Annotated in this window: 9 protein-coding genes; 5 read left to right on the forward strand and 4 right to left on the reverse strand. The window is 52.7% G+C overall.

All coding sequences use genetic code 11. The annotated features are described in order from the left end of the window. Positions 1-60: 60 nt before the first annotated feature. Entirely contained in the window at positions 61-1,374 is a 1,314-nt protein-coding gene (locus STH12_RS04405) for a dicarboxylate/amino acid:cation symporter (RefSeq protein ID WP_126166437.1), read from the reverse strand. 220 nt (positions 1,375-1,594) lie between these two features. On the opposite strand from STH12_RS04405, the gene STH12_RS04410 reads away from it, so the two are divergent. After that, entirely contained in the window at positions 1,595-4,093 is a 2,499-nt protein-coding gene (locus STH12_RS04410) for an Ig-like domain-containing protein (protein WP_126166438.1), read from the forward strand. A 118-nt stretch (positions 4,094-4,211) separates the two neighbouring features. Here the strand turns inward: STH12_RS04410 and astB are convergent, their stop codons facing one another. Continuing rightward, on the reverse strand, positions 4,212-5,546 hold the full coding sequence (astB, locus tag STH12_RS04415) for an N-succinylarginine dihydrolase (protein ID WP_126166439.1): 1,335 nt from the start codon (positions 5,544-5,546) through the stop codon (positions 4,212-4,214). 337 nt (positions 5,547-5,883) lie between these two features. Here astB and topA point away from each other — a divergent pair, with 337 nt between their 5' ends. Continuing rightward, positions 5,884-8,508, forward strand: coding sequence for a type I DNA topoisomerase (topA, locus tag STH12_RS04420; protein WP_126166440.1), 2,625 nt, complete (start codon positions 5,884-5,886; stop codon positions 8,506-8,508). A gap of 306 nt (positions 8,509-8,814) precedes the next feature. Here topA and STH12_RS04425 read toward each other — a convergent pair whose 3' ends face one another. After that, positions 8,815-9,588, reverse strand: a complete 774-nt coding sequence (locus STH12_RS04425) for a hypothetical protein (RefSeq protein ID WP_126166441.1) — start codon at positions 9,586-9,588, stop codon at positions 8,815-8,817. A gap of 218 nt (positions 9,589-9,806) precedes the next feature. On the opposite strand from STH12_RS04425, the gene cysB reads away from it, so the two are divergent. After that, on the forward strand, positions 9,807-10,781 hold the full coding sequence (gene cysB / locus STH12_RS04430; RefSeq protein WP_126166442.1) for an HTH-type transcriptional regulator CysB: 975 nt from the start codon (positions 9,807-9,809) through the stop codon (positions 10,779-10,781). A 124-nt stretch (positions 10,782-10,905) separates the two neighbouring features. Here cysB and STH12_RS04435 read toward each other — a convergent pair whose 3' ends face one another. Beyond that, positions 10,906-12,282, reverse strand: a complete 1,377-nt coding sequence (locus STH12_RS04435; RefSeq protein WP_126166443.1) for an L-serine ammonia-lyase — start codon at positions 12,280-12,282, stop codon at positions 10,906-10,908. A gap of 342 nt (positions 12,283-12,624) precedes the next feature. Here STH12_RS04435 and nagZ point away from each other — a divergent pair, with 342 nt between their 5' ends. Beyond that, positions 12,625-13,638, forward strand: a complete 1,014-nt coding sequence (gene nagZ, locus STH12_RS04440) for a beta-N-acetylhexosaminidase (RefSeq protein ID WP_126166444.1) — start codon at positions 12,625-12,627, stop codon at positions 13,636-13,638. A 110-nt stretch (positions 13,639-13,748) separates the two neighbouring features. Then, positions 13,749-14,303, forward strand: a complete 555-nt coding sequence (ycfP, locus tag STH12_RS04445; protein ID WP_126166445.1) for an alpha/beta hydrolase YcfP — start codon at positions 13,749-13,751, stop codon at positions 14,301-14,303. Positions 14,304-14,509: the final 206 nt, after the last annotated feature.

Here is a 14,509-nt window from a genome sequence, read left to right on the forward strand (position 1 = left end):
GATAAGCATTAAAAAGGCGCCCATTGGGCGCCTTTTTTCATCAGAGTGTTGTCACCGGGCTTATTCGCCGCGGTGTACCTCGGCATCGAAACTGCCCGTGGTCTTCCCGGCTTTGGGGTCGTTGAACACGGCTTCGTTGAGGGCGCCTTCTGACTTGGCAATAACCACAGTTGCCACTGTATCGCCGGTCACGTTAACGGCGGTACGCACCATGTCCAGCAGACGGTCTACACCGAGAATAAGCGCGATACCTTCTACCGGCAGGCCTACCTGATTGAGCACCATCGCCAGCATCACCAGACCTACTCCAGGCACGCCCGCGGTACCAATGGATGCCAGGGTGGCGGTCATCACGACCATGGCGTAATCGGTGATGGTCAGCTCAATGCCAAAGACCTGGGCGATAAATACGGTGGCCACGCCCTGCATAATCGCGGTGCCGTCCATATTGATGGTGGCGCCGAGTGGCAGCGTAAAAGAGGCAACCTTGTTATCGGCCCCCAGACGGTGCTCAGCGGCTTCCATGGTCACTGGCAGGGTGGCATTGGAGCTGGCGGTACTGAAGGCAAACAGCTGCACGTCACGCATCTTGCGAATAAACATCAGTGGGCTTAAGCCTGAAAAGAGTTTCAGCAGTGTTGGATACACCACAAAGCCATGGAACAACAGCACCACGAGCACCAGCAGGAAGTACTTGATAACGCTTTCCAGAGTTTCCAGCCCCAGGGTGAGCGCCAGTTTCCCCATCAGCGCGAATACGCCATAAGGGGCCAGTTGCATGATAAGGGTTACGACTCGCATGATGACTTCGTTGAGATCATCAAAAAAGGCTGCCACGCGGCGGCCGCGCTCACCGATATGGGAAATCGCAAAGCCGAAGATCACTGCAAAAATAATGATTTGCAGCATGTTGCCTTCGCTGAGCGCCTTCATCGGGTTAGAGGGCACTATGTTGATAAGCACATCGGCAAGGCTGGGCGCTTCCTTGGCTGAATACTGCATGCTTTCAGTAGCGAGAGACGCATTACCCGGCTGTACCAAGACGGCAGCAGAAATGGCCACCACCAGCGCAACCGCAGTAGTAAATAAGTAAAACGCGAGGGTTTTGCCACCAAGGCGGCCGAGTTTAGAGGGCTCGCTCAATGAACAGGTCCCGCAGACCAGGGAAATAAACACCAGAGGAACCACCAACATTTTTAAGCTGTTGATGAAAATAGTGCCGATAACGTGGAATAGACCGTCGGTAATGTAGTCCTGAACCCACTGGCTCTCGCCGAGCAGATTACGAAGGATCAGACCAATAAGAATACCGGCTCCCATGCCGATAAGGATTTTGCCAGTGAGGCCAATTTTGCTGGGTTGTGCTGCAACCATAATCCTTCCTGTATATTTTTTATGCATTGTTTTTTGGCGCACTAAAGCCTAACAAGAAAGCGATGCGGAGGAAACGGGCAATCAGCTAAAGTTTTCTGGTAAAACCACGAAATAAAAGAACAGGGTAATAGAAAAGTTACATGAAAATTGTGTATTGTTAGCCTATAAGTAATAAGCGGATAGCTTAAGTATTTTAACTAGAGTAACAGGGAGTCTGACAATGAAGTCAGCGTTAAAGTTATGGTTAGCCACCTTCCTCTCTTTTTTATTGGTTGCCTGTGGAGGGGGCGGCTCGATCACAGACACGGGCGGCGATGGTGGTACTACGCCTCCAACCGACACAATTACGGTTACAGCATCAATCGCTTTTAGCTCGTCAGATAGCACTATTGGCGTAGACACACCAGCAACCGTGACAGCTAATGTAAAAGGGTCTGTTTCCGGTGCTAAGTCAGGCAAATTGGTTACCTTTTCTCTTAACGATGACAAAATGGGAACCTTTACGCCATCGACCGCAACAGCGCTGACAGATGCGAATGGCAATGCCTCTATCATGCTGAGTACGGCTGACATTAATGGTGCTGGCACGGTAAAGGCGAGTGTTGACTCAGGCGAGGCAAGTGAGCCAGTTGGCTTTGTGATGAAAGGTGATGGCGGCAGTTCAACCGGCGGAGAAGCGCAGGTGAGCTTAGTTCTTACCGATTCCAATGGCACTGCAATTGATACCATCTCGTCAACTAAGCCTGGAAAACTGGTTGCTACTGTGACCGGTATCTCCAAAGCGGTAATCGTGACTTTCAGCTCTACCCTCGGTGACTTACCAATCAAAACGGCCGTTACTGACGCAAATGGTAAGGCCAGTGTGGACGTGTACGCTGGTAGCCAGCCTGGTGCCGCCGAAGCAACAGCCTCCCTAACTTCCGGGGAAAAAGGTCAGAAGGTGTTTGTCATAGGTGCAACCAACGTGCTTATGGGGAGCTCTGAAGGTAGCTTTGTGTCTGGGCAGGCCAGTGTCAGTGCAACCAGTATTTCTGCCGGTGGCACTGCTACCGTATCGGTTAAACTTCAGGACGAACAGGGCATTGCCTTTACTGAACCTGTTGAAGTTCACTTCACATCGACCTGTGCATCCAAATCCAATCCTGAAGCTGAACTCAGTACGCCTGTTACTGCAATCGGTGGTGTTGCAACCAGCACTTATCTCGCGAAGGGCTGTGTAGGTGATGACAATATCAGCGTAACTGCGAACGTAGGTGGTAAAAACCTGTCAGCGACAGGAACTCTGAATGTTATTGCTGCTGATGCAGGCAGCATTGTTTTCGTTAGTGCGGTGCCTGAAAACATCAGCATTAAAGGTACTGGAGGCGATGAGTCTTCCACCGTTAAGTTTAAAGTGCTCGATACCAATGGTAACCCTGTAGCAAACAAGCAAGTCTCATTTTCTTTGAACACCTCGGTCGGTGAATTAAGCTTGAATCCTACGACAGCAACTACAAACAGCCAGGGTGTAGCCCAAACTGTAGTGACTTCAGGCACCGTTGCAACCTCTGTAAGGGTTACAGCCTCAATCGTCGGTTCTTCACCACTGATTTCGAGTCAGTCAAATGTGCTGGTTATTTCGACCGGTAAACCGGATCAAGACAGCTTCTCGCTTTCTGCTGACGTGTTTAACACAGAGGGGTGGAGTGTCGATGGAACTGAAGTAAAAGTAGTAGCCCGATTGGCAGATGCATTCAACAACCCAGTTCCTGACGGTACTGCAGTTTACTTCACGACTGAAGGTGGCGCGATTGATTCATCTTGCACGACCTCAAACGGAGCTTGCTTTGTAACGTGGAGAAGCCAGAATGCCCGACCTGACGGAAAAACCTTGGAAGCAGAGGGGCCTCAGTCACAATTAAAAAATGGTGGGAACTACTACGGACAAAGCTACGGTGGCCGCGCGACAATTACCGCTACCGCTGTGGGTGAAGAGTCTTTCCCCGATAACAATGGTAATGGTCGCTTTGATGAAGCTGAAATGACCGCATTTCTGACAGGTAAAGATGCCGGTGGACGTCCATATGATTTGGATGAAGCCTTTGTCGACTATAACGAAGACGGTATTTTTAATCCTCAACAGGCTGGTGGCGATCCGGACAGTGGTGCTAATGACCGACTGATCGATTTCAACAGTGATGGTATTTTCGATTTGGCTGACAAGAAATACAACGGCGTCTTGTGTTCTATTCCTGCTCATGCTGGTTGCGCCGATGGGATTAGTGAATCCCAGTCCCTCAATGTTCGTTCAAGTTTAGTCATTGTTATGTCTGGTAGTGAGGCATTCTCCACTCCAGCGGCAAAAGTTGGGATCGAAAAAGATTTCGATGGCTTTGATGCAGATAGTAAGGCTATTTACAAATCAAACGTCAAAGGCACCAACAACGATGGCCAGATAGATATTCTTGGTAAGTCTATTGCGAAAGTGACATTTGATATTTCAGATCTTCATAACCAACAGATGCCGGCAGGTACCAAAGTAGACTTCAAAACCTCTGTTGGGTCTATTGCTAGTACAGCAAGTCTGACTTGGCCTAGCTCCAACTATAATGGCGCCCGAGAGTTTACAGTGGCGATTAAGGGGAGCGAGCAAGCAGAAGAAGGTGTTTTTTCGGTAACAGTCACTTCACCTGGTGGACTTGTTACGCAAGTACTTAGTATGGATGTAAAAGTACATTAAGTAGTAAGAAGGCCGCTCAGTTGAGTGGCCTTTTTCTTTTCGGGTGTTGGATGCATTTCCACTAAGTAAGTTAAGTACTAAGCACCATTCTTGGAATGTATCCGCCTTTCAATAAGTTTTAGCGCTGGAACTGATACACGCTGCCGAGCTGCATGATTTGTGTGAGTTCATCCAGTGCGGTACGTGATTCAATGATGAGCTGAGGGTCAGCCAGATCGGCGGCGCTCAGGCGGTCACGGTAGTGCTTGTCTACCCATTGGTTCAGGCGGGCAAATAACGCATCGTTCATCATCACATTTGGGTTCACAGCCTTAAGCTCGGCATCATTCATGGCTACCCGCAGGCGCAGGCAAGCGGGGCCACCGCCATTTTGCATGCTCTGCTTCACATCAAAGTAATGCACTGCCTTGATGGGGGTATTCAGGGTAACCAGTTCATTCAGGTAAGCATAAACGGCTGGATTCTCCTGGCAGTCCGTCGGCGCAATAATGGCCATGTTGCCATCACTCAGGGTGATAATTTGGGTGTTGAACAGGTAGCTTTTAACGGCATCCAGAACACTGACTTTGGCCGTCGGCACTTCAATGAAGTGCATGTTGCCATTCATTTTACGTTCGATTTCAGTAAGCTTGGCCTGAGTTTCCAAAAACGCCTGCTCATGGTAGAAGAGCACGTTTTGGTTCCCAACAGCGATTACATCGTTATGGAACACGCCCTGGTCAATCACATCAGGATTCTGTTGCAAGTATACAGTGTGGCTGTCTCGCAGCTGATGCAGTCTTGCCACCGCCTGTGAGGCTTCCAGAGTTTGCCTGGCGGGGTATTTCCTGGGGGCAGGGCGCGCGGCATCGGCGACGCTGCGACCGTAAACGAATACTTCTACACCGGCGTCGCCATAGTTATGGCACAGACGGGTGTGGTTGGCCGCGCCTTCATCACCGAAAGTGGGGTGCTCAGGCAGGTGCTCATGGTGGGCAAAATGTTTGGTATCAGCAAAAATTGCTTTCAGGATATTGCCGGTGGTAACAGGTTCAATGCTGCGGTGCAGCTTGTCCACCAGATTGGCCGGTGTGAAGTGCAACTTGCCGTCGGCGCTGTCGGCGCTGGGGGAAACGGTAGCGGCGTTAGCCGTCCACATGCTGGAAGCGCTGGCACAGGCCTGCAGCAGCACTGGTGACTGTTTGGCGGCCTGATTCAACACATCTGCATCTGAGCCGCTGAAACCGATGCGGCGCAAGGTATGCAGATCCGGGCGCTCCTGCGGCGCCAACATGCCCTGAACCAGACCCATATCGGCGAGCGCCTTGGCTTTCTTCAGCCCCTGCTTGGCGGCATCACGAGGATTGGATACCTGAGCGGCATTGCTCTGGGAGGCCACGTTGCCGAATGACAGTCCGGCATAGTTATGTGTAGGGCCAACCAGACCATCAAAGTTTGCTTCGAAATGCTTCATTGCTTGTCCTTACTGGGGTCTCGGTTCTTAATTATTGTTCAGAATTTATGTGATCGAGGCCTCAGTATACCGGGGCAAATCAGCTTCACAAGCCAGGCTCCGGGGCGTAAAGTCGTGACTTTCGCCGGATTTGCATAACTATTGCTTGCTTGCTGGCGGATAATGAAATATTAGTTTTTAATTACGCAAAGTTATTTTTAAACATTTTTTTCAATATTGACTAAAAAGTGACTCGCTGGGCCACATATCTGAGGGAATTCCTTGAAACTGGGGATTCAACCCTCTATATATGGTGCCAATTTCTACCTTCTCGAGACTGTTTGGCGCAAATTAAGCTATGGGTAAATCGCTCGTTATTGTCGAATCGCCGGCGAAAGCCAAGACCATCAACAAGTATCTTGGTAAAGAATTTATTGTGAAATCGAGCGTGGGCCACATCCGTGATCTGCCCACGTCCTCCGCGGCCGAAGGCAAAACCAGCAGCAAATCTGCCACTGAAGTTCGCAAAATGAGTGCCGAAGAAAAGGCACAATATAAGAAGCAAAAGGATAAGCAGGCGTTGGTCGCTCGCATGGGGGTTGATCCCGAGCACGGCTGGCGCGCCAACTATCAGGTGTTGCCTGGTAAAGAGAAGGTGGTTAAAGAGCTTCAGACCCTGGCCAGCAGCGCCGACCAAATCTACCTCGCAACGGATTTGGATAGGGAAGGGGAAGCGATTGCCTGGCACCTGCAGGAAATCATTGGTGGCGACAAAGAACGCTACAAGCGGGTGGTGTTTAACGAAATCACCAAAACCGCTATCCAGGATGCCTTCAGCCACCCCACCGATTTGAACACCAACATGGTGAATGCTCAGCAGGCCCGTCGTTTCCTCGACCGGGTCGTGGGCTTTATGGTGTCGCCATTGCTGTGGAAAAAGGTCGCCCGCGGTCTGTCGGCCGGGCGGGTGCAGTCGGTTGCTGTGCGTCTGGTGGTTGAGCGCGAAGCTGAGATCAAAGCCTTTGTGCCGGAAGAGTTCTGGGACATTCATGCCGATCTGAAAACGCCAAACGCTGACAAGTTGCTGATGGAAGTCAGTCGCTACCGTGATGCCGCCTTCGAGCCTATCAATCAGGCGCAGGCAATGGCTGCTGTCGCTGAGCTCGAAAAAGCCAGTTTCACCGTACTTGATCGCGAAGACAAAGCGACTTCCAGCAAGCCATCTGCACCATTTATCACCTCAACGCTGCAGCAGGCGGCAAGCACCCGTCTTGGCTTCGGGGTGAAGAAAACCATGATGCTGGCACAGCGCCTCTACGAAGCGGGCCACATCACCTACATGCGTACCGACTCCACCAACCTCAGCCAAGAGGCGCTGGACAACGTCAGAGCGCATATCGAGTCGGAATATGGTGCCAAGTACCTGCCAGCGGCTCCGGTGCGTTATGGCAGCAAAGAGGGCGCTCAGGAAGCGCACGAAGCCATACGTCCATCCAATGTGCAGGTCGAGGCGGTCAGCCTGACCGACATGGAGCGTGATGCTCAGCGTCTGTACGAGCTGATTTGGCGCCAGTTTGTGGCCTGTCAGATGACACCGGCGCAGTACGATGCTACCCGTTTAACCGTTAAGGCAGGCGATTACGAGCTTAAGGCCACAGGCCGTATTCTGAAGTTTGACGGTTGGACCCGTGTTCAGCCTGCTCTGAAGAAGAAAAACGAAGAAGACAGCACCTTGCCTGACGTGAACGTAGGCGATGTGCTGAAACTCGAATCGCTCGATCCCAAGCAGCACTTTACCAAGCCGCCCGCGCGTTACAGCGAGGCATCTTTGGTGAAAGAGCTGGAGAAGCGCGGCATCGGCCGTCCTTCTACCTATGCCGCCATTATTTCCACCATTCAGGATCGCGGTTACGTTAAAGTTGAAAACCGCCGCTTCTACGCCGAGAAAATGGGCGAAATCGTCACTGAGCGTTTGGTTGAAAGCTTCAGCGAGCTGATGAACTACGACTTTACCGCGGGCATGGAACAGACCCTCGACGATGTGGCCAAGGGCGACAAAAACTGGAAGAAGGTGCTCGACGGCTTCTACAGCGGCTTTACCGCCAAGCTGGAGCAGGCTGAGGCCGAGCCAGATTCTGGCGGCATGCGCCCCAATCAGATGGTGCTGACCGATATTCCTTGTCCTACCTGCGGTCGTCAGATGGGTATTCGTACCGGCACCACCGGGGTGTTCCTCGGTTGTTCCGGTTACGCGCTGCCACCCAAAGAGCGCTGCAAGACCACCCTTAACCTGACGCCCGGCGAAGAAGCCATCGCTGACAACAGTGAAGATGCCGAGACCGATGCGCTCAGAGCCATGCATCGCTGCAACAAGTGCGGCACCGCAATGGACTCCTACCTCCTGGATGAAACCCGCAAGCTGCATGTGTGTGGTAATAATCCAGAGTGTGACGGCTATGAAGTCGAGAAGGGCCAGTTCAAGCTCAAGGGCTACGAAGGCCCCATTATCGAGTGTGACCGCTGTGGCAATGATATGGAGCTGAAAAACGGCCGCTTCGGCAAGTACTTCGGCTGTACCAACAGCGAGTGCAAGAACACCCGTAAGCTGCTTAAAAATGGTGAGGCAGCGCCGCCGAAGGAAGACCCCATTCATCTGCCTGAGCTTAAATGCAGTAAGTCAGATGCGTACTTTGTGCTGCGTGACGGCGCCGCCGGTATCTTCCTTGCCGCCAGTACTTTCCCACGCTCGCGCGAAACCCGTGCGCCGCTGGTGGAAGAGCTGAGAAAGTACCGCGAGCAGTTGTGGCCCAAGTATCAGTATCTTGCCGATGCGCCGGTTGCTGATGCCGATGGTAACAAGGCACTGGTGAAGTTCAGCCGTAAGACCAAGGAGCAATACGTTGCCACCGAGGTTAACGGTAAAGCCACCGGCTGGAGTGCCCATTTCAGCGGCGGTAAGTGGGTTGAGTCCAAAGGTAAATAACAGGCTTAACTGACACTGATAGCATTAAAACGGCGCTTTGAGCGCCGTTTTTTATTGCCCGGGGATTGGAGGAGGCTGCACAGCCACCGTCACGGTGCCACTACAGCCTCCAACGCTAACGCTTAAAGACAAAGCGCGGTGATGAGCAGGCCCAAGCTCAGGCAGATGCCACCTTGTTTGCATTTGACGTCAGCAACATAAATTGCGCCCACGTGATTCACAAAGCAAAGTTCACAGAAAAGGGTTCACACGAAACGGCTCACATAAAAAAGCCCCGCAGAGGCGGGGCTTTCATAAACGGCAGGCTTACCACTTTTTCTTGGGCTGGAACAACATGTCCAAATCGTCGCCCTCTTTCTTTTGCTTGGGGGCATTGGGCTCCGACTGCTTCTGCGCGCCCATGATTTCGTCAAGCAGCTGCTTGGCTTCATCTACCTTGCGGCCAATGAAAGGGTCGTTGGGGGTTTGCGCCTTGATGGCGTGCAGGGTAGACAGCGCCTTGGTCACCATCTGCTTGGCAGAGCCGTACTGCTTCATATAACAGGCTGCACGGGCACGGGAAATCATCGATTCCACATTGATCCTCAGTTGCAGGCTGTCGATACGGTTTTCTTCCTGAGCAAACACGGTAGGGTCAACTTTGCCCTTGTTGTGTTCGGCACGCAAAATGGCTTTGAGCTTTTTCAGGGTTTGCACTATCGCCAGGATTTGCTTGTCGTTATCGGGCAGGCGAAAGCTTTCGACCGGCGGCACGTTGGTCACGTCCTTTTGGCCTTCAATCTGTGCCTGAACATCCAGCAGTCGGCGTTGATAGTCGTTTTTGGGCTGACCGACGCTCATGTCCACGGCAACTGCCAGGGCTTCCTGGATGCGGCGATACAACACCATCACCAGATGCGATGAGCAGGGAAACATACCCGTATTGGACAGTACTCCTTCGGTCTCATCGATAATTGCCCGTTGCCGTGCGACTTCGGTGCGCCTTTCGGCTTCTTCGCGCTCTTTTTGCTGCTGAACGACATTCACACCAATAATGAGCAGCAATAAGGCCCCACAGGCGAGCAGGATCATTAATAACATAGGTCGTCCGTTCTTGTTACAAGTCAGCCAATGCTACAATAAATCAATAAACTAGCATAGTTATCTTAGCTCAGCTTGCTGTAAGTGTCGCCCAAATTCCAAGGAAGGGCTTTGTTATTCCTGTTTGATTTAATTAATTCATTGTACTATAACCCATCATTATAGATGTCAGGGTCAACATTGGCCTCCCGGCCCCGGGAATTGGCGAAGGAAAAGAGATGAAACTGCAACAACTCAGATATATTGCCGAAGTGGTGAATCACAATCTGAACGTCTCTGCCACGGCTGAAAACCTCTATACCTCTCAGCCGGGGATCAGTAAACAGGTGCGCATGCTGGAAGACGAACTGGGGATCCAAATCTTCGGTCGCAGCGGTAAGCATTTGACCCACGTAACCCCCGCCGGTGAACAGGTGATTGCCATCGCCAACGATATTCTTGGCAAGGTGGAAAGCATTAAAAAAGTGGCCGAGGAATACACCAAGCCGGATCAGGGTGAGCTGAACATTGCCACCACCGACACCCAGGCAAGGTATGCGCTGCCGCACATTATCAAGGGCTTTATCAAGCGTTATCCCAAGGTGAATCTGCACATGCACCAGGGTACGCCAACCCAGATAAGCGAGCTGGCCGCCCGCGGTGATGCCGACTTTGCCATTGCCACCGAGGCGATGCATCTATATTCCGATCTGATTATGTTGCCCTGCTACCACTGGAACCGCTCCATCGTGGTGACCCGCGACCATCCACTTGCCAGTCGCAGCCAGGTGAGCATTGAAGAGTTGGCCCGTTTCCCGCTTGTAACTTATGTGTTTGGTTTTGACCGGGCATCGGAAATTGAGCGCGCCTTCAATCGCGCAGGCCTCGAGCCACGTCTGGTGTTTTCCGCCACCAGTGCCGATGTGCTGAAAACCTATGTGCGCCTTGGTCTTGGGGTGGGGGTTATCGCATCCATGGCAATCGATCCGAACATTGACCGCGATCTGGTGGCCATTGACGCCAGCCATCTGTTTGCCCACTCGACCACCAAAATCGGTTTCAGAAAGGGCAGCTTCCTTCGAAGCTACATGTATGACTTTATTGAGCTGTTCGCACCGCACCTGACCCGTGACGTGGTTGAAAAGGCGGTGGCGCTGCGTGACCCTGTGCTGATTGAAGAGATGTTTGCCGACCGGGAACTGCCGGTTCGCTGAGTCGACTTATAGGGTAATTGCAGCAAACCTGCAGTGGTTAGCTCGCAGAATACAAAAAGCACAGATAATAAAAAATCCCGCCTCGGCGGGATTTTTTATGTTTGCAATCAGCAGATTGGAGGCATTAACACTCAACGATGTTAACAGCCAGGCCACCTTTGGCGGTTTCTTTGTACTTACTGCGCATATCGCGGCCTGTGTCCATCATGGTTTTGATAACCTTATCAAGTGATACCTTGTGGTTACCATCGCCACGCAGTGCGAGACGTGAGGCGTTAATCGCCTTCACCGCGCCCATGGCATTACGCTCGATACAGGGCACCTGCACCAGGCCGCCAACCGGATCACAGGTCAGGCCGAGGTTGTGTTCCATGCCGATTTCAGCCGCGTTTTCAACGTGCTCAACAGTGCCGCCCATGATTTCGGTCAGAGCCGCTGCTGCCATGGAGCAGGCAACACCCACTTCCCCCTGACAACCCACTTCTGCGCCGGAAATGGAGGCATTCTTCTTGTACAGAATACCGATGGCGGCGGCAGTGAGCAGATAGCGGGCGCAAATGTCTACATCCACTTGCTGTACAAAGGTATCAAAGTAGCACAGCACTGCAGGGATAATGCCCGCCGCACCGTTGGTGGGGGCGGTCACCACGCGATCGCCGGCCGCATTTTGCTCATTTACCGACAGAGCGAACAGATCAACCCAGTCCATGGCGGTCAGCGGGTCGACGTTGTTACGGCCTTCGGCTTTCAGGCGACGATACAGGGCAGGTGCGCGGCGACGCAGTTTAAGGCCGCCGGGCAACATGCCTTCTTTTTTGTAGCCCTTCTCGATGCAGGTCTTCATGGTCTGCCAGATGTGCCACAGCTTCTCTTTGACTTCGTCCTCGCTGGCGAGGATAAGCTCGTTTTGCATCATCAGCGATGAAATGGACAAACCATTGGTGGTGCACATTTCCAGCAGCTGCTGGGCGCTGTTGAAATCATAGGGCGCCGCCTTGATTGGCGTGGCCGGAGACGGATTCTTTTGGTCGATTTCATCTTCATCGAGCACAAAGCCGCCGCCAACAGAATAGTAGGTGCGCTGATACAGGCACTCACCTTCACTGAACGCGTAGAGGGTCATGGCGTTGGCGTGGGCAGGCAGGGACTTGCGTCTGTGGTAGATGATGCCGTCTTCGCGGGTAAATTTCACCGCTTTGCCACAGGCCAGTTTCAGTACTTCCTGGTTGCTGACATCGGCAAGAATGCCGTCGATGGCGTCGGTATCCACGGTTTCAGGATCTTCACCCATCAGCCCCAGGATCACCGCCTTACCGGTACCGTGGCCTTTGCCGGTTTGCCCCAGCGAACCAAACAGCTCGGCACGCAGCTCGTCCACGCGCTCAAGCAGCCCCATGTTGTCGACACGGGCAATAAATTCTTTGCCGGCCTTCATGGGGCCAACGGTATGGGAACTGGAAGGACCTATTCCAATTTTAAAGATGTCAAATACACTGATCATAAGCTCGGGCCCTGTTTGCGTTTCGTTGTTATTTTAGTCGTAAGTCCGGTGCTTGCTCGCCCACCGGTGCGCTTTACGGTAATCTCTGATCCCGGATGTCGACCAGTGTCGAAGAAAAGGGATCAATGCCTTAAGTCGCAACGTTCAAGTATCCCACAAACTTTTTCGATAGTTTCATTAGTAATTCTTATGTCACCTTGTTCGGATTAGTCTGGCTAAGGTTGAAACGGCATCAAATGGAATAAGGGGCACGGAGCCGCTATCTGGCTTGGTACCGGCATTGCCCGGCGTGTGCCCCGTTCCATCCACCAAACTTGAGATGAATTTTTGTAGGGAGAATTTATGGGCTTTCTGATGCTGGATCTTGAAGGCACGCGGCTGGACGCCGCCGAAGAGGCGCTGCTGCAGGCACCGCAAACCGGTGGCCTTATCCTGTTCAGCCGTAATTTTACCAGCCGTGAGCAGCTCGTCTCCCTGGTGGCCGACATTCGTCGGGTCCGGCCGGATCTGCTGATTGCCGTCGACCACGAAGGGGGCAGGGTGCAGCGTTTTCGTGAGGGCTTCACCCAAATTCCGGCCATGGGCGATATCCTGCCTGCGGCAGGCAACGACCTTACACTTGCCAAACGCTGGGCAACAGAGCTGGGTTTCCTGATGGCGATTGAGCTTCTTGGCTGCGACATTGACTTAAGCTTCGCCCCGGTGCTGGATGTGAATGGCATCAGCGAAGTGATTGGCAAAAGGGCCTTTTCGGGTAATCCCGATGAAGTGGCCGAGCTTGCTGGCGCCTTTATCCGCGGCATGAACGATGCCGGTATGCGGGCTGTTGGTAAGCATTTCCCGGGTCATGGCAGTGTTCAGGCCGATTCCCACATCGCGATGCCGGTGGATAGTCGCAGTGCTGAGGAAATCCTCAATTTCGATATGAAGCCCTTTGTCAGCCTGATTGGTGACAAGCTGCTCGATGGCGTGATGCCTGCCCACGTGGTGTATAACCAGCTGGATCCCAATCCGGCCGGGTTCTCGCGCTTTTGGCTGCAGCAAAAGCTGCGGGGTGAGCTTGGCTTTGATGGCCGCATTTTCTCGGACGATCTGGGCATGGAAGGCGCAGCCTTTGCCGGCGGTTATGCCGCCAGAGCCAAAGCGGCCCTCGACGCCGGCTGCGACATGATTTTGGTGTGTAATAACCGCGAGGGCGTGCTGGAGGTCCTTGGCGCCGAACTGCCGGTGCCGGCAACTGCCAACAGCGCCGCCAGCCTAAGGCCCGACAGTGCCAAAACCATCAGGGCACTTGAGAATTCCACCCGCTGGGAAAAGGCGAGGGAACTCGCGCTTACCATAGGTTATCGGCCCTGAGTCGAAAGTGGGATTGGATCACGAAGTTTGTGATTTTCTTGATGCGGCGCAACTTTTCCGGCCGCATCCCCTGTTAGGGTTGTGTCATCAATGAGTGTAGGGATGACCTTATGATCCTTTATTTCCATGGTTTTGATTCAACCAGCCCCGGCAATCACGAGAAGATGCGCCAGCTCAAATTTGTCGATCCCGACGTACGGCTGGTGAGCTATTCAACCGCGCATCCGCGTTACGATATGCAGCAAATGCTGCACGATGTTGCCCGTGAACTGGACGGCGCCAACAAAGATGAGGTTATCGCCGTTGGCGTCGGTTTGGGGGGATTTTGGGCCGAGCGTATCGGTTTTTTGAGCGGTATTCGCAGTGTGCTGATTAACCCCAATCTGCATCCGGAAGAAAATATGGCGGGGCGCATAGACCGGCCTGAAGAGTACGCCGATATTGCCGCCAAGTGTGTCAGTCAATTCCGGCAAAAGAACAGCGGAAAGAGTTTGTGTATCTTATCCCGCTTCGACGAGGTGCAGGATAACAACCGGACCGAATCCATCCTGGCGCCTTTCTATCCGGTGCTGTGGGATGAGGAGCAGTCACATAAGTTTCCGTCACTTGGCACCTACCTGCCGGTCATACGCGCATTTTTGCAGGGGCAGCTACCGCCCAACTGAAACTCGAAACCCGGCCACTGCGCCGGGTTTTTTAATTAGAACAGCCGTACCATATAAATCACGCAAAATACAGTACGCAATCTCGATAAAAGGGTAAATAAATTGAGATCGCGTTCACAAAAATTAAAATATTTGGCCTGACCAGCGGCCACGCGATTGAATTATTTGGTTCAGCGTGTACAGTTGCGGCCTTTCCGGAACACGTT

Origin of the sequence: Shewanella khirikhana, from assembly GCF_003957745.1 — a bacterium.
GTDB lineage: Bacteria > Pseudomonadota > Gammaproteobacteria > Enterobacterales > Shewanellaceae > Shewanella > Shewanella khirikhana.

Excerpts from the sequence above, each read along its gene's own strand:
- STH12_RS04405 (WP_126166437.1), bottom strand. The coding sequence starts at position 1,374 with ATGGTTGCAGCACAACCCAGCAAAATTGGCCTCACTGGCAAAATCCTT.
- STH12_RS04410 (WP_126166438.1), top strand. The coding sequence starts at position 1,595 with ATGAAGTCAGCGTTAAAGTTATGGTTAGCCACCTTCCTCTCTTTTTTA.
- astB (WP_126166439.1), bottom strand. The coding sequence starts at position 5,546 with ATGAAGCATTTCGAAGCAAACTTTGATGGTCTGGTTGGCCCTACACAT.
- topA (WP_126166440.1), top strand. The coding sequence starts at position 5,884 with ATGGGTAAATCGCTCGTTATTGTCGAATCGCCGGCGAAAGCCAAGACC.
- STH12_RS04425 (WP_126166441.1), bottom strand. The coding sequence starts at position 9,588 with ATGTTATTAATGATCCTGCTCGCCTGTGGGGCCTTATTGCTGCTCATT.
- cysB (WP_126166442.1), top strand. The coding sequence starts at position 9,807 with ATGAAACTGCAACAACTCAGATATATTGCCGAAGTGGTGAATCACAAT.
- STH12_RS04435 (WP_126166443.1), bottom strand. The coding sequence starts at position 12,282 with ATGATCAGTGTATTTGACATCTTTAAAATTGGAATAGGTCCTTCCAGT.
- nagZ (WP_126166444.1), top strand. The coding sequence starts at position 12,625 with ATGGGCTTTCTGATGCTGGATCTTGAAGGCACGCGGCTGGACGCCGCC.
- ycfP (WP_126166445.1), top strand. The coding sequence starts at position 13,749 with ATGATCCTTTATTTCCATGGTTTTGATTCAACCAGCCCCGGCAATCAC.